This window comes from Nocardioides panacis (genome assembly GCF_019039255.1).
GTDB classification, from domain to species: Bacteria; Actinomycetota; Actinomycetes; order Propionibacteriales; family Nocardioidaceae; genus Nocardioides_B; species Nocardioides_B panacis.
Window position 1 is genome coordinate 741684 of the sequence record NZ_CP077062.1, and the last position, 17508, is coordinate 759191.

General features: G+C 72.2%; 10 protein-coding genes and 1 pseudogene. 6 read left to right on the forward strand and 5 right to left on the reverse strand.

Going from position 1 to position 17508, the window contains the following annotated elements:
- Position 1 precedes the first annotated feature (1 nt).
- The 6 genes from KRR39_RS03765 to KRR39_RS03790 all read left to right on the forward strand — a co-directional run bounded on the left by KRR39_RS03765 (position 2) and on the right by KRR39_RS03790 (position 9046).
- Positions 2-3241 (forward strand): FtsX-like permease family protein, encoded by a 3240-nt coding sequence (locus KRR39_RS03765; protein ID WP_367303779.1) that lies wholly within the window; start codon positions 2-4, stop codon positions 3239-3241.
- A gap of 20 nt (positions 3242-3261) precedes the next feature.
- Complete coding sequence (locus tag KRR39_RS03770; protein WP_216940808.1) at positions 3262-3759, forward strand: MarR family winged helix-turn-helix transcriptional regulator; 498 nt, start codon at positions 3262-3264, stop codon at positions 3757-3759.
- 64 nt (positions 3760-3823) lie between these two features.
- Complete coding sequence (gene icmA, locus KRR39_RS03775) at positions 3824-5554, forward strand: coenzyme B12-dependent isobutyryl-CoA mutase large subunit (protein WP_216940809.1); 1731 nt, start codon at positions 3824-3826, stop codon at positions 5552-5554.
- Between the two features lie 833 nt (positions 5555-6387).
- Positions 6388-6516 carry a tetratricopeptide repeat protein gene (locus tag KRR39_RS24295; protein WP_254185815.1) on the forward strand — a complete coding sequence of 43 codons (129 nt, stop codon included), beginning with the start codon at positions 6388-6390 and terminating at the stop codon, positions 6514-6516.
- A gap of 170 nt (positions 6517-6686) precedes the next feature.
- A complete protein-coding gene (locus KRR39_RS03785) occupies positions 6687-7277 on the forward strand; it encodes a P-loop NTPase family protein (RefSeq protein ID WP_216940810.1) in 591 nt (196 codons plus the stop codon).
- A 164-nt stretch (positions 7278-7441) separates the two neighbouring features.
- Entirely contained in the window at positions 7442-9046 is a 1605-nt protein-coding gene (locus KRR39_RS03790) for a hypothetical protein (protein ID WP_216940811.1), read from the forward strand.
- A 12-nt stretch (positions 9047-9058) separates the two neighbouring features.
- Here KRR39_RS03790 and KRR39_RS03795 read toward each other — a convergent pair whose 3' ends face one another.
- The 5 genes and pseudogenes from KRR39_RS03795 to KRR39_RS03815 form a co-directional block, all read right to left on the reverse strand.
- Entirely contained in the window at positions 9059-10090 is a 1032-nt protein-coding gene (locus tag KRR39_RS03795; RefSeq protein ID WP_216940812.1) for an NUDIX hydrolase, read from the reverse strand.
- Between the two features lie 15 nt (positions 10091-10105).
- A complete protein-coding gene (gene glgB / locus KRR39_RS03800; RefSeq protein WP_216940813.1) occupies positions 10106-12283 on the reverse strand; it encodes a 1,4-alpha-glucan branching protein GlgB in 2178 nt (725 codons plus the stop codon).
- Positions 12280-13743 carry a maltokinase N-terminal cap-like domain-containing protein gene (locus tag KRR39_RS03805; RefSeq protein WP_216940814.1) on the reverse strand — a complete coding sequence of 488 codons (1464 nt, stop codon included), beginning with the start codon at positions 13741-13743 and terminating at the stop codon, positions 12280-12282. Before KRR39_RS03805 ends, glgB begins: the two co-directional genes overlap by 4 nt.
- Positions 13740-15482: a maltose alpha-D-glucosyltransferase gene (gene treS / locus KRR39_RS03810; RefSeq protein WP_254185495.1), complete on the reverse strand. Its 1743-nt coding sequence runs from the start codon at positions 15480-15482 to the stop codon at positions 13740-13742. The genes KRR39_RS03805 and treS overlap by 4 nt, the downstream gene beginning before the upstream one ends.
- Positions 15479-17453 (reverse strand): annotated as a pseudogene (locus KRR39_RS03815) (alpha-1,4-glucan--maltose-1-phosphate maltosyltransferase). Before KRR39_RS03815 ends, treS begins: the two are co-directional and overlap by 4 nt.
- Positions 17454-17508 lie beyond the last annotated feature (55 nt).

The following is a 17508-nucleotide window of genomic DNA, read 5'->3' on the forward strand; positions in this document are numbered from 1 at the left end:
GATGCTGCTGGCCGGGCTGTGGACCCGGCGCGGGATGAACGCCACCAGCCTGGCCGTCTGCGTGATCGCGGTGGTCGCCGCGGTGCTGGGTCCGATGTACGCCCGCGAGTCGGCCGAGCACCTCCTCGACACGCGGCTCGACGAGCGGGCGCCGTACACGCTGGGGCTGACCTACTCCGTCCCGGCGCAGGACGGCACCGACGTCCCGCGCGAGGACCCAGCGGCCTTCCGGGCGCCGACGGTCGACGACCTGGTGGCCGAGGCGTCCGCGCCGTTCCGCGGTCCCGGCGTGGCCCGCTTCTGGTCGGCGGGGACCGCGTGGGCCCTGGACCCGGGCGGGCAGTTCGACCGCGGCGACCAGCGGTACGTCGCCCCGGCCTACTGGCGCCGGGGCATGTGCGAGCTCGCCGAGGTGCAGGGCCGCTGCCCGTCGGCCGCCGGCGAGGCGCTGGTGCAGGCGACGATGGCCCGCACGCTCGGCCTGGCCGCCGGCGACACGTTCGACGTGACCTACTCCGACACCTACCTGCGCCGGGGCGCGGGCGCACCCGGCGGGGTCGAGGCCCAGCGGCCGCGGACCGTCTCCTACCGGATCGTGGGCACCTACCGGATCGCCGACCCGGCCTCGCCCGCCTGGTTCGACCTGTCCCGCTTCACCGGGCTCGACGACCTGGTCGTGCCGCCGCAGAGCGGCAGCGGTGGAGCCCCCACGGCTCCGGCGCTGCTGGTCGCGCCGGTCTCGATGACCTCCCAGACCTTCCGCGCGGGCGTCGACCGGCCGGTCGACACCGCAGCGGTCGACCTGGGCACGATGGACGCGACCGAGCAGGCCGCCCGGGACTTCAAGGGGGCGGCGATCGACGCCGCCGCCGGCTCGCAGACCGACCTGCTGGCCGACCTGGACGTGGCCTCGGTGTTCGACCGGGTGCGCGCCGAGCGCACCGCGCTGTCCCGGGTGATGGTGGCCGCGCTGGCGCCGCTCGTGCTGCTGACCCTGCTGCTGCTGTTCGCTCTGGTGTCGACCGCCGCGCAGACCCGCCGGCCGCACGTCGCGCTGGCCAAGCTGCGCGGCCAGAGCCGCGGTCAGGTGCTCCGCTTCGCGCTGTCCGAGCCGTTCCTGGTCGTGGCGGCCGCGGTCCCGGTGGGCGTGGGCGTCGCGGTGGCCGCGGCGCACCTGACGGCCCGCGCGTGGCTGCACCCCGGCATCCCGGTCGCGCTCGACACCGTCACCTGGGCCGCCCTCGCGCTGGTGGTGCTGGCCGCCCTGGCCGCGTCCACCACGGCCGCGCTGGCGGTGGTCCGCGAGCCGCTCGCCGCCTCGCTGGCCGCCTCGGTGCGGGCGCGCCCCGCCACCCGGTCCTCGCTCGTGCTGCGCAGCGCGGTCGTCGCGGTGGCCCTGGCCGCGGTCGGCAACCTGCTGGCCTCCGGCGACCAGTCCAGCCAGCTGCTCGCGCTGCTCACCCCGATGTTCGTCGCGCTCGCGGTCGCCGTCGGGGGAGCGGCGTTGCTGCGCGTGCTGGCCCGGTCGTGGGTCCGGCGTACGGCGGCCGCCGGAGGCACCGCGGCCTACCTGGCGTCGCGCCGGCTGGGCCGGCGTCCGGACGTGGCGAACCTGATGGTCCCGCTGCTGCTCGCGGCCGCGGTGCTGACCTTCGCGGCCTCGACGGCGTCGGCGTCGGACGCCTGGCGGGTGGCCCGGGCCGAGGCCGAGGTGGGGGCCGCCCGCACCTTCGTCACCTCCGCGACCCCCGGCCGGCTGCTCCGGGTCACCCACGAGGTGGACCCGGACGGGCGCTACCTCGCGGCCGCGGCCACCAACACCGTCGGGGACGACCTGAGCCGCAGCGTCTTCGTGGACACCGCCCGGCTGGCCCGCGTGGTGGCCTGGGACGACGCCTGGTCCGACCGGTCGCTCGCGTCCCTGCAGCGCGACCTCGTGCCCACCGGCCGGCCGGTGACGTTCTCGGGCACGGACCTGCTGGTCGACCTCGCCGACGTGTCGCTGCGCTCCCGGACCGGCGTCCGGTCGAGCCTGCGGGTCCACTACGTCGACGGGCGCGGCGAGCAGCGCGACCTGACGGTCGGCGAGCTCCGCAACGGACCGCACCAGGTGCTGGAGGCGCGGCTCGAGGGCTGCACGCGGGAGTGCGTCCTCGAGCAGGTCTACGTCACCGGCAGCAACGTCTCGGTCAGCGACGTCCAGGGCGAGCTGACGATCCGGTCGGTCGAGGTCGACCACCGTCTCGCCTCCTGGCACCTCGACCCCGACTCGTGGCGACCGGCCCGGCCCTTCCCGGTCTCGCTGGTGGACCCGCCGGTGGTGCTGAGCGCCGGGACGAGCGGGCTGCGCCTGCAGCTCTACCTCGGCCGGCTTCCGGACGCGGACGGGGCGCAGAGCGCCCAGGTCAGCGGCTTCGCCCGGATCACCCCCGTGGGCACGCCCGACGTCGTGCCGGCGCTGGTCACCCGGGACACCCGCACCACGTCCGCGGCGCAGCGCGGGTCCGGGATCGCGCTGGCCTACCCGGCGTCCACGGTCGCCGGCGTCTCCCTGAACGGCCAGCCGGTGCCGATGCGGGTCGTCGACCGGGTCAGCACGCTCCCGCTCGTCGGCACCGAGGGCTCCCTGGCGGACCTGCCGACCGCGCTCGTGGAGTTCGAGCCGCCGTCGGGCGCGGTGGTCACCACCCAGCTGCTCGTCGCCGCGGGCACGCCCGCCGCGGTGCTCGACCGGGTGCGCGCGGCCGGCGTCCCGCTGACCGATCCGCGCAGCCTCGCGGCCACCCTGCACGACCTGCGGACCGACGCGTTCAGCCTGGGCCTGCGGCTGTTCCTGGTGGTCGGTGCGGCCACCCTGCTGATCGCGGTCTTCGGCGTCTTCGCCTCGGCGGTGCTGCAGTCCCGCTGGCGGTCCTACGAGGTGGCCGCCCTGCGGGTGGTCGGTGTCTCCCGCCGGGTGCTCGTGCGGGCCTCCGTCCTGGAGTACGTCGTCCTGCTCGGCGTGGCGGTGCTGCTCGGCGTGCTGTCGGCGTACCTCTCCCTGCTGCTCGTGCTGCCGTCGATCTCCCTGGGCACCGCCGGCGTGCACGAGCCCGCGCCGGTGTACGCGACGCCGTGGGCAGTGGTCGCCGGGGTGGCGGCCGCGCTGTTCGTGCTGGCCACGCTGATCGCGCTGCTGGTGTCGCGGCGGACCACGCGGCGGGGCCGTCCGAGCACGCTGCGCTGGGCCGAGCAGGGCTGAGCCGGCACTAGGGTGCGCACATGAGCCGCAAGAAGCTGGCGTTCGACCCGATCGACGAGGCTGCTCGCCAGTGGGGGCTGCGCTGGGAGGCCGTCGACCAGATGCACGCCGTCACGTCCCTGATGCGCGTGCAGCAGCTGGTGCTCGCGCAGCTCGACGAGATCCTGCGCCCCCACGGACTGTCGTTCGCGCGCTACGAGGCGCTGGTGCTGCTGACGTTCTCCCGGGCCGGGTCGCTGCCGCTGGGCAAGATGGGCGAGCGGCTCCAGGTGCACCCGACCTCCGTGACCTCCATCGTCGACCGGCTCGAGGCGGCCGGCCACGTCGTACGTCGCCGGCACCCGCAGGACGGCCGGGCGGTGCTCGCGGAGATCACCGATGCGGGGCGGGCGGTCGTCGAGGCCGCCACCGCCGACCTGGTCACCGCCCGGTTCGCCCTGGCCGACGTGCCGGCCGACGACCTGCGGCAGCTCTCGGCCCTGCTGCGGCCGGTGCGCGAGGCGGCCGGCGACTTCTAGTCCGGCTCGACCAACTTAGTTGGACGTCCTACTATCTAGGGGAAGTCCACTTCTGGGAGGTTCCATGTCCGACACCACCGCGTCCGCCCGTGAGCGCTGGGAGCAGCGCTACGCGAAGTCGCGGGTCCGGGAGGCGGACTTCACGACCGTCTCCGGGCTCGAGGTCGAGCCCGCCTACGGACCGGCCGACGGCTCGGGGGAGTGGCCGGGCGAGTTCCCGTTCACCCGCGGCCTCTACGCCACCGGCTACCGCGGCCGCACCTGGACGATCCGCCAGTTCGCGGGCTTCGGGAACGCCCAGCAGACCAACGAGCGCTACAAGATGATCCTGAACCGCGGCGGCGGCGGGCTCTCGGTGGCGTTCGACATGCCCACGCTGATGGGCCGCGACTCCGACGACCCCAAGGCGCTCGGCGAGGTCGGCCACTGCGGCGTCGCGATCGACACCGCCGCCGACATGGACATCCTGTTCGGCGGCATCCCGCTGGCCGACGTGACCACGTCGATGACGATCAGCGGCCCCGCCGTACCCGTGTTCTGCATGATGCTCGTGTCCGCCGAGCGGCAGGGCATCGACACCGGCGCGCTCAACGGCACCCTGCAGACCGACATCTTCAAGGAGTACATCGCCCAGAAGGAGTGGCTGTTCGGCCCCGAGCCGCACCTGCGCCTGATCGGCGACCTGATGGAGTACTGCGCCGAGAAGATCCCGGCCTACAAGCCGCTCTCCGTCTCGGGCTACCACATCCGCGAGGCCGGCTCCACGGCCGCGCAGGAGCTCGCCTTCACGCTCGCCGACGGCTTCGGGTACGTCGAGCTCGGGCTGTCGCGCGGCATGGACGTCGACGACTTCGCACCGGGCCTGTCGTTCTTCTTCGACAGCCACGTGGACTTCTTCGAAGAGATCGCGAAGTTCCGCGCGGCCCGCCGGATCTGGGCGACCTGGATGCGCGACGTCTACGGCGCGAAGACCGACAAGGCGCAGTGGCTGCGCTTCCACACCCAGACGGCCGGCGTCTCGCTGACCGCCCAGCAGCCCTACAACAACGTGGTCCGCACCGGCATCGAGGCGCTCGCCGCGGTGCTCGGCGGCACCAACTCGCTGCACACCAACGCCCTCGACGAGACCCTCGCGCTGCCGTCGGAGCAGGCCGCCGAGATCGCGCTGCGCACCCAGCAGGTGATCATGGAGGAGACCGGCGTCGTCAACGTCGCGGACCCGCTCGGCGGCTCCTGGTACGTCGAGGCGCTGACCGACAAGATCGAGGCCGAGGCCTACGAGATCTTCGACAAGATCCTCTCGATGGGCGGCTCGACCACGTCGGCGAAGGACCACGCGACGCTCGCCGAGCAGGTCCGGGAGAGCGCCACCCACCAGGCCCGCACCGCCAGCGCCTGGCCGATGACCAAGGGCATCCTGCGCGGCATCGAGGACGGCTGGTTCATGTCGGAGACGGCCGAGGCCGCCTTCGCCTACCAGGTCGCGCTGGAGAAGGGCGAGAAGCGGATCGTCGGCGTGAACTGCCACAAGGAGTCGGTCACCCACGACCTCGAGATCCTCCGGGTCTCCCACGAGGTCGAGATCGACCAGGTCCGCGAGCTGGCGGCCCGCAAGGGCGACCGCGACCAGGCCGTCATCGACGCCGCGATCGCCAAGATGCTGGAGGTCTCGCGCACCGAGGAGAACATGATCCCGGCGATGCTCGAGGCCTGCCGCGTCGAGGCGACGCTCGGCGAGATCTGCGACGCGCTGCGCGCCGAGTGGGGCGAGTACCGCGAGCCGGCCCGCTTCTAGCAAGATAGGCGTCATGACACAGCAGCCGTTCTCACGTCCCGGTGCCGTCGACCTCTCCGCGCTGAAGCGTCCCGCGCAGCCGCCGGCCGGTGCGCCGGGGGCCGGGGGCCGTCCCGCGGCCGGCGGGGCGGTCGGGTCCTACTCGGTCGACCTCGACGAGCAGAACATCCAGGCCCAGCTCGAGTCGTCGATGACGGCGCCGGTGATGCTCGCGGTGTACTCCGCGGCGCAGGCTCCCGAGAGCGTCCAGATGGTCCGCGACCTCGAGGTGCTGGCCGACGAGTTCGAGGGCCGGTTCCTGCTCGGCAAGGTGGACGTCGACACCTCCCCGCAGCTCGCGCAGGCGCTGCAGGTCCCCTCCATCCCGCTGGTCGCGCTGGTCGTGCAGGGCCGGATGATGCCGCTGCTGCAGGACGCGCCGCCGCTCGAGGAGCTCCGGGCGCTGATCACCCAGGTGCTCGAGCAGATGGCCACCCAGGGCGTCACCGGCCGGCACCAGCCGCAGTCCGCCCCGGTCGACCCGGCCGTCGCCGAGGACGAGGAGTACGTCGACCCGCGCTACCTCCCGGCCCAGGACGCGCTCGCCGCCGGTGACCTCGACGGCGCCGTCGCGGAGTACCAGAAGCTCGTCGACGCCAACCCCGCCGACACCGAGGCCGCCGGTGGGCTGTCGATGGCGAAGCTGCTCCAGCGCACCCAGGACGTCGACCCTGCCACCGCCCGGGCGGCCGCCGCCGAGCGCCGCGACGACGTCGACGCCCAGACGCTGGTCGCCGACCTGGACATGCTCGGGGGGGCACGTCGAGGACGCCTTCGTGCGGCTGATCGACCTGGTGCGTCGTACCTCCGGGGACGAGCGCGACCTGGCCCGCCAGCACCTGCTGGGGCTGTTCGCCGCCGTCGGCAACGACGACCCCCGTGTCCTCAAGGGCCGGCAGGGACTCGCGTCCGCGCTGTTCTGACGCTGCCACGACCCCGCCGGGTCCCCCCGCGGATCGTCCTGTCGCTCGCGCTGGAGCTCGGCGACGTCGCGAAGATGCTGCTCAACGTGCGCGACCGTGCCGAGGCGACCGTCCGGATGGGTTAGATTCTCGCCAACTGACAGGCGCTCCCCCCGTGACGAGGTGTTCCGATGACCGGCCGTGACCCCGCCACGACGCTGCAGGACTGCCACCGGATCCTGATCCTCGGTCGGACGGGTTCGGGCAAGACCACCCTCGCGCGCGAGCTGGCCGGCCGGGTCGACGTACCGCACGTGGAGCTGGACTCGCTGTACTTCGGGCCGGGCTTCAGCACCGCGCCGCTCCCGCTGCTGCGCGAGCGGACCAGCGCGGCGATCGCGGGGGAGCGGTGGGTGACCGACGGCAACAAGAAGGCGGTGCGGGACCTCGTCTGGCCGCGTGCCGACACGGTCGTCTGGCTCGACTACCCGGTGGTCGTGTCGCTGTGGCGGCTCGGCAAGCGGGCGCTGTGGCGGACCTCGAAGATCAAGGCCGAGGCGGCGAGCGGCGACGCCGTCTCCCCGTCCGGTGATGCTGCCCGGTCGGTGCCGCGGCAGATGCTCTCCGCCGCCAAGGGCGTGCTCACCGCGCTGCGCTCGCACCGGGGGCAGCGGCGCGAGTACCCGCTCCTGTTCGCCCGGCCGGAGAACCAGCACCTCGCGGTCGTCCGGCTCCGCTCGCCCCGCGCGACCCGTCGCTGGCTCGCCCGCATCACCCCCTGACTCTGACCAGCCCCGGCCGGTCCAGCCCACTCGTCCACGGTGGTTGGTCGAGCCTGCCGAGACCACTCCGTCCCGGCAGACGGGTCGAGAATTGTTTGTCCACATGCTGTCGCCGGGCCCTGTTTCGAGCCGAAGCTGTCGGTGCTGCCTGGGAGAGTTTCCTCATGCAGGCAACGGCAATCTCCCCCGAGGGTGTTCTCGACACCCTCGATGCGGTGTCGCGTCTGCACGCGGTCCGGGCGGACGCGGAGGCCGGCCTGTTCGAGCTGGCCGCGGCATTCGCCGACCAGCACGCCGGTGACGCGTTGCCGGTCAGTCGTCGGGTGCTCGCGGGGATGGAGCGTGCGGTGCAGGTCGGTGGGGCGGGCACCCCGCGGGTCGCGGAGTTCGCCTACGTCGAGCTCGGTGCGCGGATGCAGATGGGTCCCTGGTCGGCGCGACGGTACGTCGCGGACGCCCTCGACGTGCGGCACCGGCTGCCGGCGATCTGGGCCCGGGTGGTGGCCCGCGAGGCGAGGGTCGGGAACGCCCGGCTGGTCGCGGCCCGCACCCGGCACCTCTCGGTGCAGGCCGCCGCGGTGGTGGACGCGGCGATGGCCCCGTTCGTGGACGGGTCGCTGCCCTGGGGCCGGTTCGAGACCCGGCTGGCCGGGAAGGTCGTGGCCGCCGACCCCGAGGCTGCCGCGGCCCGGGAGGCCGAGCGGGCCGCTCATCAGTTCGCGAAGCGCACCCGGTCCAGCGAGCACGGCACCGCCGGTTACTACGTCCGCTCCACGGTCGGGGTGATCGCCCGGCTGGAGGCGACCGTGGCGTTCCTGGCGGACGCGCTGGCCGCGTTCGGGGACCGCGACCCCGAGGACCCGCGCCGGGTCAAGGCGCTGGTGCTGATGGCCAACCCGGTCCGCGCCGTGGAGCTGCTCGCCGCCTTCGCCGCGCTGCGCGCGCGGTGTGGCGACATAGAGCTGGACGTAGAGCTGGACGTAGAGCTGCCCGAACCGCCCGACCATGGTGGCGGGTCCGGGAGTGTTCTCGACGGGCTCGACCAGCCGGAGGACGGGGTGCTGGATCGGATGGACGCGTTCGCGCGGCGGGTCGGGTTCGAGCCGCGGCGGCTGCCGCCTTGGCTCACCTCTCGCACCGATGACCCACCGGTGCCGCGGTTCGGGTTCGACTGGTCGCAGCTGCTGCCGTCGTTGACGATGTACCTGCACCTGTCCGTCGAGGACCTCACCGCCGGACGGGACGGGGTGGTGCGCTGGGAGGGCGAGGGACCGGTCACCTACGCCTTCGTGCACGAGCACCTGAGACCCCCGCACGCCTACGACCTGCGCCCGGTCATCGACCTGGCCCACCAGGCACCCGCCGACGCCTACGAGCTCCCCGACCGGCTCCGCGAGGCGGTCCGGCTGCGCAGCCCGGCCGACGGCTTCCCCTACTCCTCCACCACCAGCCGCCGCGTGGACGCCGACCACACCCGGGCCTGGACGGCGTCCGAGGGTCCCGGCGCGACCCGGACCGGGAACCTCGCCCCCCTGGGCCGGTTCGCGCACCGGGTCAAGACGCACGGCAGGTGGGTGCTGCGCCAGCCCTTCGACGGGATCCTGCTCTGGCGCGACCCCCACGGCCAGGTCTACCTCGTCGACCACACCGGCACCCGGCAGGTCACCACACCCGGTCACCCCGCCGGCAGCGCCACCGCCTCCGACCCGGAGATCGAGGTCTACCCCAGCGACACCGTCATCCACGCCGACTTCGGGCACGCCGGCTGAGCGGTTCTCGGGTCAGGACCGGCCGGACTCGGTGTACGCCGTGCCGCCACCGTCGAGGGTGCGCAGTGCGGCCTCGATGCGGCGGGCCGTGAAGTCGGCGCACTGCTCGCGGATCTCCTCGAGCGTGCAGAACTGCGCGGACCGGATCTCCCGGGCCTGGTAGACCGCGTCGTCGAGCACCGAGGCGTCGGTTACGCCGCCGTCGAACACGAGGCAGAGCGCGTCGTCCCAGCCACCCCAGGGCGGCAGCCAGTCGGTCAGCAGCAGGGGACCGGCCTTCAGCTGCAGACCGAGCTCCTCCTCGACCTCGCGGGAGACCGCCTCCTGCGGCGACTCCGCCACCTCGACGACCCCGCCGGGGAGGTCCCAGTCGTTCTTGTAGGTCAGCCGGCACAGCAGCACCCGGCCGTCGGTGTCCCGCACCAGCATCTGGGCGATCGCCCGCTTGCGGGGGAGGAAGGAGTTCAGCAGGGCCCGAAACCCGGTCGGCTCGGTGGTCGGCGGGTCGGACGCGAGCCGGGCCAGCACCACCACGGCGGTGGCGTCGGCGCGGTCGGCCATCCCCGGGGCGATCCGCTTGACGCCCTCGCGCCGCAGGCCGGCCCGGGTCGCGACGCGCAGCGACCTCTCGTTGCGGGGGTCGACCTCGGCCTCGACGCGCTGCAGCCCGAGCGCCTCGACGGCGTAGTCGACGAGCAGCCGGACGGCCCGGGTCGCGAAGCCCTGGCCGCGCGCACCGGCGTACAGCGTCCAGGACAGCGAGCCGACGCCGTCGGCGACCCGGCGCACCTCGACGCTGCCGACCACCGTGCCGGCGTGCTCGACGACGAAGCTCACCCGGGTGCGCCCGGCGTCGTACGCCGCCCGCCAGGCCTCGACGGCCTGCCGGTGCCGCTCGTGGGTGATCGCGTCGACCGGCCAGCCGAACCAGCGCGCGATCTCCTCGTCGTGGCCGGCGACCGCGGTCGCGACGTCCTCGTCGCGCCACGGTCGGAGCACCACGACGCCGTCGGTCAGCGTCGGCTGTGGCCCGTGCTCACTCATCCGTCCAGCCTACGGTCAGGAGGGTCGCAGCCAGAGCGTGGCCAGCGGCGGCAGGGTGACCGATGCCGACGCGGGCTGGCCGTGGTGCTCGCCCTGGTCGGCCTTGACCACGCCGAGGTTCCCGACGCCCGACCCGGCGTACGCGTCCGCGTCGGTGTTCAGCAGCTCGGTCCACGTGCCGCCGGCGGGGAGCCCGAGCCGGTAGTCGTGGTGGGGTACGGCGGAGAAGTTCGCGACGCACACCAGCGGGGAGTCGGCCGGGTCCTTGGGGAACCGGATGAAGCTCAGCACGTTGTTGCTGGAGTCGTTGGCGTCGATCCAGGAGAACCCGGAGCCCTCGGTGTCCAGCGACCAGAGCGCCGAGCTGTCCTTGTAGATCTGGTTCATGTCGCGCACCAGGGAGTGCACGCCGCGGTGGTCGGCGTTGTCGAGCAGCCACCAGTCCAGCTCGCGGCTCTCGGCCCACTCCGACTCCTGGCCGAACTCGCTGCCCATGAACAGCAGCTGCTTGCCCGGGTGCGCCCACATGTAGGCGAGGTAGGTGCGCAGGTTGGCGAGCTGCTGCCACCGGTCGCCCGGCATCTTGCGCAGCAGCGAGCCCTTGCCGTGCACGACCTCGTCGTGGCTGATCGGCAGCACGTAGTTCTCGGAGTAGGCGTAGACCAGGGAGAACGTCAGCTGGCCGTGGTGGTACTGCCGGTGGATCGGGTCGTTCTGCACGTAGCCGAGGCTGTCGTGCATCCAGCCCATGTTCCACTTGAAGCCGAAGCCGAGCCCGCCGAGGTGGGTCGCGCGGGTGACGCCCGGCCAGGACGTGGACTCCTCCGCGATGGTGATGGCGCCGGGCACGCGCTTGTAGGCGGTGGCGTTCATCTCCTGCAGGAACGCGACTGCCTCGAGGTTCTCGCGGCCGCCGTACACGTTGGGCGTCCACTGGCCCGGCTCGCGGGAGTAGTCGAGGTAGAGCATCGAGGCCACGCCGTCGACCCGCAGGCCGTCCGCGTGGAACTCCTCGAGCCAGTAGAGCGCGTTGGCGACCAGGAAGTTGCGGACCTCCTTGCGGCCGAAGTTGAAGATGTGGGAGCCCCACTCCTTGTGCCAGCCGCGCTGCGGGTTCGGGTCCTCGTAGAGCGGGGTGCCGTCGAAGCGGGCCAGCGCCCACTCGTCGGTGGCGAAGTGCCCGGGCACCCAGTCGAGGATGACGCCGATGCCGGCCTGGTGCAGCCGGTCGATCAGCAGCCGCAGCCCGTCGGGGTCGCCGAAGCGGGAGTCCGCGGCGAAGTAGGACGTGACGTGGTAGCCCCAGGACCCGCCGAACGGGTGCTGCATCACCGGCATCAGCTCGACGTGGGTGAAGCCGGTCTCCTGGAGGTACGGGACCAGCTCGTCGGCGAGCTCGGCGTAGGACCGGCCGCGCCGCCACGAGGCCAGGTGCACCTCGTAGGTGGACATCGGCTTCTCGTGGGCGCCGCCCTCGGTGCGGGCGGTCATCCAGTCGTCGTCGCCCCACGTGTAGGACGAGTCGAAGACGACCGAGGAGGTGGCCGGCGGGACCTCGGCGTGGAACGCCATGGGGTCGGCCTTCTCGCGCCACTGGTCGTCGGCGCCGAGGACGACGTACTTGTAGTGCGTGCCGGAGCCGACGTCGGGGACGAACAGCTCCCACACGCCGGAGATGCCGAGCTGCCGCATCGGGTGCTCGCGGCCGTCCCAGCTGTTGAAGTCGCCCTTGATGCGGACGCCCTTCGCGTGCGGCGCCCACACCGCGAACGAGGTGCCGGTGACCGGTCCCGTCGGGCCGTCGTAGGTGCGCACGTGCGAGCCGAGCACGTCCCACAGCTGCTCGTGGCGACCCTCGTTGATCAGGTGCAGGTCGACCTCGCCGAGCGTGGGGAGGTAGCGGTAGGCGTCGTCGGTGGTGTGCGCCGCGGCGCCGGCGTAGGAGACCTCGAGCCGGTAGTCCGGGACCTCGGGTACGTCGACCACGCCGGCCCAGATCCCGCCGTACTCGTGGGTCAGGGGGGTGCGGGAGCTGCCGTGCACGACGACCACGGACTCGGCCAGCGGCCGGAACGCGCGGATCGTGACCGCCCCGTCGTGCGGGTGCGCGCCGAGGACCTGGTGCGGGTTGCCGTGACGTCCCTCGACCACCTGGTCGAGGATCGTGCGGTCGAGCGGGAGGACCGTGCTCATGCGTCGTTCGCCTCCTGGGTCTGGGTGATCCTGGCGATGGCCCCGAGAGGGATGGGGAGCCAGGTGGGGCGGTTGCGCGCTTCGTAGACCGCCTCGTAGACGGCCTTGTCGGCGATGTACGCCCGCAGGATCAGGTCCTGCTCGGGGGAGAGCCGGCCGTCTGAGGTGCGCCCGCTGTTCTCGACGTACCCCCGCAGGAACGCGGCGGTGTTGCGGTCGGCCCACTCGGTGGCGCGGAACGCGATCTGGTTGGCCTCCGCGCTGTCGGCCTGGACGTCGGCCTCCACGGCGTGCGCCGCGTAGTCGAAGGACCGGAGCATCCCGGCCACGTCGCGCCACACCAGGTCGGGACGGATCCGCTCGGCGAGCGACTTGGCCGGCTCGCCCTCGAAGTCCACGATCTTCCAGCCCCTGACGGTGCGCAGCGTCTGGCCGAGGTGGAAGTCGCCGTGCACCCGCTGGGCGGTGGCGGTCTGCCCCGACGTGCCGAGGGTCGCGACGTCGGCGAAGGTGCGCCGGAGCGCGTCGGCGTGCTGGGCGAGCTCCGGGACGATCGCCAGCGCCACCTCGAGGCGGGTCAGCATCGCGTCCGAGAGCGCGGTCAGGTCGTCGGCGCCCCACCGCTCGGTGGGGAACTGCTCGGCCAGCACGTCGTGGACCTGCGCGGTGGCCAGGCCGAGCCGGGCGGCCTCGCCCGCGAAGTCGCCGCCGACCTCGTCGGCGTGCAGGTCGGCCTCGGCGAACAGGTCGCGCACGCTGGCCAGCGCCAGGTCCCAGCCGTCGCTCGCGGTCCGCAGGAACTGCTGCAGCATCGCGAGCTGGACCGGGTCGGCGTCCGGGTCGGCGTCCGGGCTGGTCAGCTCGAGCCAGCCGTAGAGGGCGGCCACGTGGTCGCTGCCCTGCTCGGTGAGGGCGCGGTGAATGACGATGTCGGGGTTGCGGCCGGTGTTGACCTTGCGGAACACCTTCATCAGCGAGTCCTCGCCGAAGGCGACCGAGGAGTTGCTCTGCTCGCCGGAGAACAGCGTCGAGTGCGTCTCCAGGTCCAGGTCGTGCCCGGGCAGCCGGTGGAACGTCAGCTGGCCGTACGTCGCCTCGCCGCCCCCGGCCGCGTCGAAGGCCCGCAGGTAGAGCCCGGTGGCCTGCCGGTCGTGCACCGCGTCGTACACCACGACGCGCCCGAGGTCCGGGTCGGTCCAGGTGCCGACGAGCGCGTGCTCGATGCGCTGCTGCGGCTCGTCGTAGTAGGCGAGCGGGACCTGGTAGGTCTCGCGCTCGTGCGGCTCGGCACCGCCGTACTCCACGTCGACGAGCTCGATGCGGACGACCGGGAACGTGCCCAGCTCACCGAGGCTGCCGACCCGGGTCGCGCCGAGCACGGTCAGGTCGCGACCCTTGCCGGCGAACCAGCGGGCGGTCGCGAGGTAGTCGGCCACTGCGGTCAGGGCATCGGGCGTCACGCGCGCTCCATCTCCGTCGGGGGTGCGGTCACGTTCGGCACCTCGCGGTGCGGGAGGCGGAACCAGTAGAAGCCGTAGGCCCCCAGGGTCAGGAGGTACGGCAGCTCGCCGATCTCCGGGAACCGGACCCCGCCGAGCAGCTCGATGGGGGCCACCCCCTCGAAGCGGCGCAGGTCCAGCTCGACCGGCTGCGGGAAGCGCGAGAGGTTGTTGATGCACAGCACGGTGTCCGTGCTGCCGTCCTCGGCGACGTACTCGCGCACGTAGCTCAGCACGCTCGGGTTGGAGCCGCCGAGGTCGGTGAACGTGCCGAGGCCGAAGGCCGGGTGCTTCTTGCGCGTGTGGATCATCCGGCGCGTCCAGTGCAGCAACGACGACGCGTTCTCGAGCTCGGTCTCCACATTGACGCGCTGGTACCCGAAGACCGGGTCCTGAATCGGGGGCAGGTGCAGGCGGCCCGGGGTGGCGACCGAGAAGCCGGCGTTGCGGTCCGGCGTCCACTGCATCGGGGTGCGCACGCCGTCGCGGTCGCCGAGCCAGATGTTGTCGCCCATCCCGATCTCGTCGCCGTAGTAGAGCACGGGCGAGCCGGGCAGCGAGAGCAGCAGCGCGGTGAACAGCTCCATCGTGTTGACGTCGTTGTCCAGCAGCGGGGCCAGCCGGCGGCGGATGCCGATGTTGGCCTTCATCCGCGGGTCCTTGGCGTACTCGCCCCACATGTAGTCGCGGTCCTCGTCGGCGACCATCTCGAGCGTCAGCTCGTCGTGGTTGCGCAGGAAGATGCCCCACTGGCAGCCGGACGGGATCGCCGGGGTCTGCTCGAGGATCTCCGAGATCGGGAAGCGCGACTCGCGGCGGACCGCCATGAAGATGCGCGGCATGACGGGGAAGTGGAAGCACATGTGGCACTCGTCGCCACCCGACTCGAACTCCCCGAAGTAGTCCACCACGTCGCTGGGCCACTGGTTGGCCTCGGCCAGCAGGATCTTGCCCGGGTACTTCTCGTCGACGAAGCGGCGCACCTTCTTGAGGAAGTCGTGCGTCTCCTTGAGGTTCTCGCCGTTGGTGCCCTCGCGCTCGTAGAGGTAGGGCACCGCGTCGAGCCGGAAGCCGTCCAGGCCCATGTCGAACCAGAACGACACCGCCTCGATGATCGCGTCGTGCACGGCCGGGTTGTCGAAGTTCAGGTCCGGCTGGTGGGAGAAGAACCGGTGCCAGAAGTACTGCTGGCGGACCGGGTCCCAGGTCCAGTTCGAGGGCTCGGTGTCCACGAAGATGATCCGGGCGTCCTCGTACTTGTCGTCGGTGTCGGACCAGACGTAGAAGTCGCCGTAGGGACCCTCGGGGTCCTCGCGGCTGGCCTGGAACCACGGGTGCGCGTCCGAGGTGTGGTTCATGACGAAGTCGATGATCACCCGGATGCCGCGCGAGTGCGCGGCGTCGAGGAAGGTGTGGAAGTCCTCGACGGTGCCGATCTCGGGAAGGATGTTGGTGTAGTCCGAGACGTCGTAACCGCCGTCGCGCAGCGGCGAGGAGAAGAACGGCGGGATCCAGAGGCAGTCGACGCCCAGCCACTCGAGGTAGTCGAGCTTCTCGATCAGGCCCTTGAAGTCGCCGACCCCGTCGCCGTTGCTGTCCTTGAAGGAGCGGACCAGCACCTCGTAGAAGACCGCCGTCTTGAACCAGTCGGGCTGGTTCTCGGGCAGGCCGCTGGGCTCGGTCGAGTACTGCTGGGTCACTGGTGGTGCCTCCGGACGATCAGGACGTGGGCGGGTTCGACGTAGGGATCGAGCCGGACGTAGTTGCGTTCTCCCCAGGTCCAGGACTCCCCGGTGATCTCGTCGTGCACGACGAACTGGTCGTTCCAGTCCATCCCGAGAGCCGGCATGTCCAGGTGCACCGTGGTCTCGCGGGTGCCGTGCGGGTCGACGTTGACGACCACGATGACGGTGTCGTCGCCGGCGGTCTTGCTGAACACGACGGTGGAGTCGTCGTCGGCGGAGTGGACGGTCAGGTCCCGCAGCTGCTGGAGGGCGGGGTGCGCCCGGCGGATCTCGTTGAGCCGGGTGAGGTACGGCTTGAGGGTGTGCCCGGTGCGGTCGGCGGCGTCCCAGTCCCGGATCCGGATCTGGAACTTCTCCGAGTCGAGGTACTCCTCCTTGCCCGGCTGCAGCGCGACGTGCTCGAAGAGCTCGAAGCCGGCGTAGACGCCCCAGCTCGGGGAGCCGGTCGCGGCGAGGACCGCGCGGATCTTGAACGCCGCGGGCCCGCCGTACTGCAGGAAGAAGGGCAGGATGTCGGGGGTGTTCACCCAGAAGCTCGGGCGGAGCACGTGGCTGGTCTCGTGGGAGACCTCCTTGAAGTACTCCTCGATCTCCCACTTCGTGTTGCGCCAGGTGAAGTAGCAGTAGGACTGGTGGAAGCCCACCGTGCCGAGCGCCTCCATCATCGCGGGCTTGGTGAACGCCTCGGCCAGGAACAGCACGTCGGGGTCGGTGGCGCGGACCTGGCTCATCAGCCACTCCCAGAACTGCACCGGCTTGGTGTGCGGGTTGTCCACCCGGAACACCCGGACGCCGTGCGACATCCACAGCCGGACGATGCGCAGCACCTCGGCGTAGATGCCCTCGGGGTCGTTGTCGAAGTTGACCGGGTAGATGTCCTGGTACTTCTTCGGCGGGTTCTCGGCGTAGGCGATCGAGCCGTCGGCCCGGGTGGTGAACCACTCGGGGTGCTTGCTGACCCACGGGTGGTCCGGGGCCGCCTGGAGCGCGAGGTCGAGCGCGACCTCGAGGCCGAGCTCGTGGGCCCGCGCGACGAACGCGTCGAGGTCCTCGAAGGTGCCGAGCTCGGGGTGGATGGTGTCGTGGCCGCCCTCGGCGGAGCCGATCGCCCAGGGTGAGCCCGGGTCGTCGGGTCCGGGCGTGAGCGTGTTGTTCGCGCCCTTGCGGTTCAGCCGGCCGATCGGGTGGATCGGGGGCAGGTAGATGATGTCGAAGCCCATCTCGGCGACCGCGTCCAGCCGCTTGGCTGCGGTGCGCAGCGTGCCGGGGACGGTCTTGCCGGTCGTCGCGTCGACGTAGGCGCCCTCCGAGCGGGGGAAGAACTCGTACCAGGCGCTGAACAGCGCCCGCTCCCGGTCGGCGAAGAACGGGTAGGGGCCCTCGGTGGTGACCAGGTCGCGCAGCGGGAAGTCGGCGAGCAGCGCGTCGATCGCGGGGGAGACGGCCGCGGCGTACCGGACCGGGTCGGGACGGCTGGTGTCCGTGACGGCCTTGACCGCGTCCGCGACCGTACGGCGGCCGGGGGAGCGCTTAGGGAGCGACTTCTCCAGCCGCTCCAGCAGCAGCACGCCCTCGGTGAACATCAGCTCGACGTCGATGCCGGCCGGGATCTTGATCTCGGAGTTGTGCCGCCAGGTGGCGACCGGGTCGCTCCAGGACTCGATGACGAAGGTCCAGGGGCCCATCTCGTCGGGCGTGGAAGGAGCCGTGCCACAGGTCCGGCTTCTCGGGGTCCCGGTGCATCCGCACCTCGGGGCGCCGTCGGCCCGCCGGGTCGGTGACGACGAGATCGGCGTTCAGCTCGTCGTGCCCCTCCCGGAAGATGACCGCGCTGACGGGCAGCGGCTCGCCGACGGCAGCCTTCACCGGGTAGCGGCCGCCTTCGACGACGGGTGTCACGTGCATGACGGGGATACGTCCGACCATGGCCCGAACATACCGTGCATACGACCTGCCGAAACCCACGCGCGTCGTCACGAAC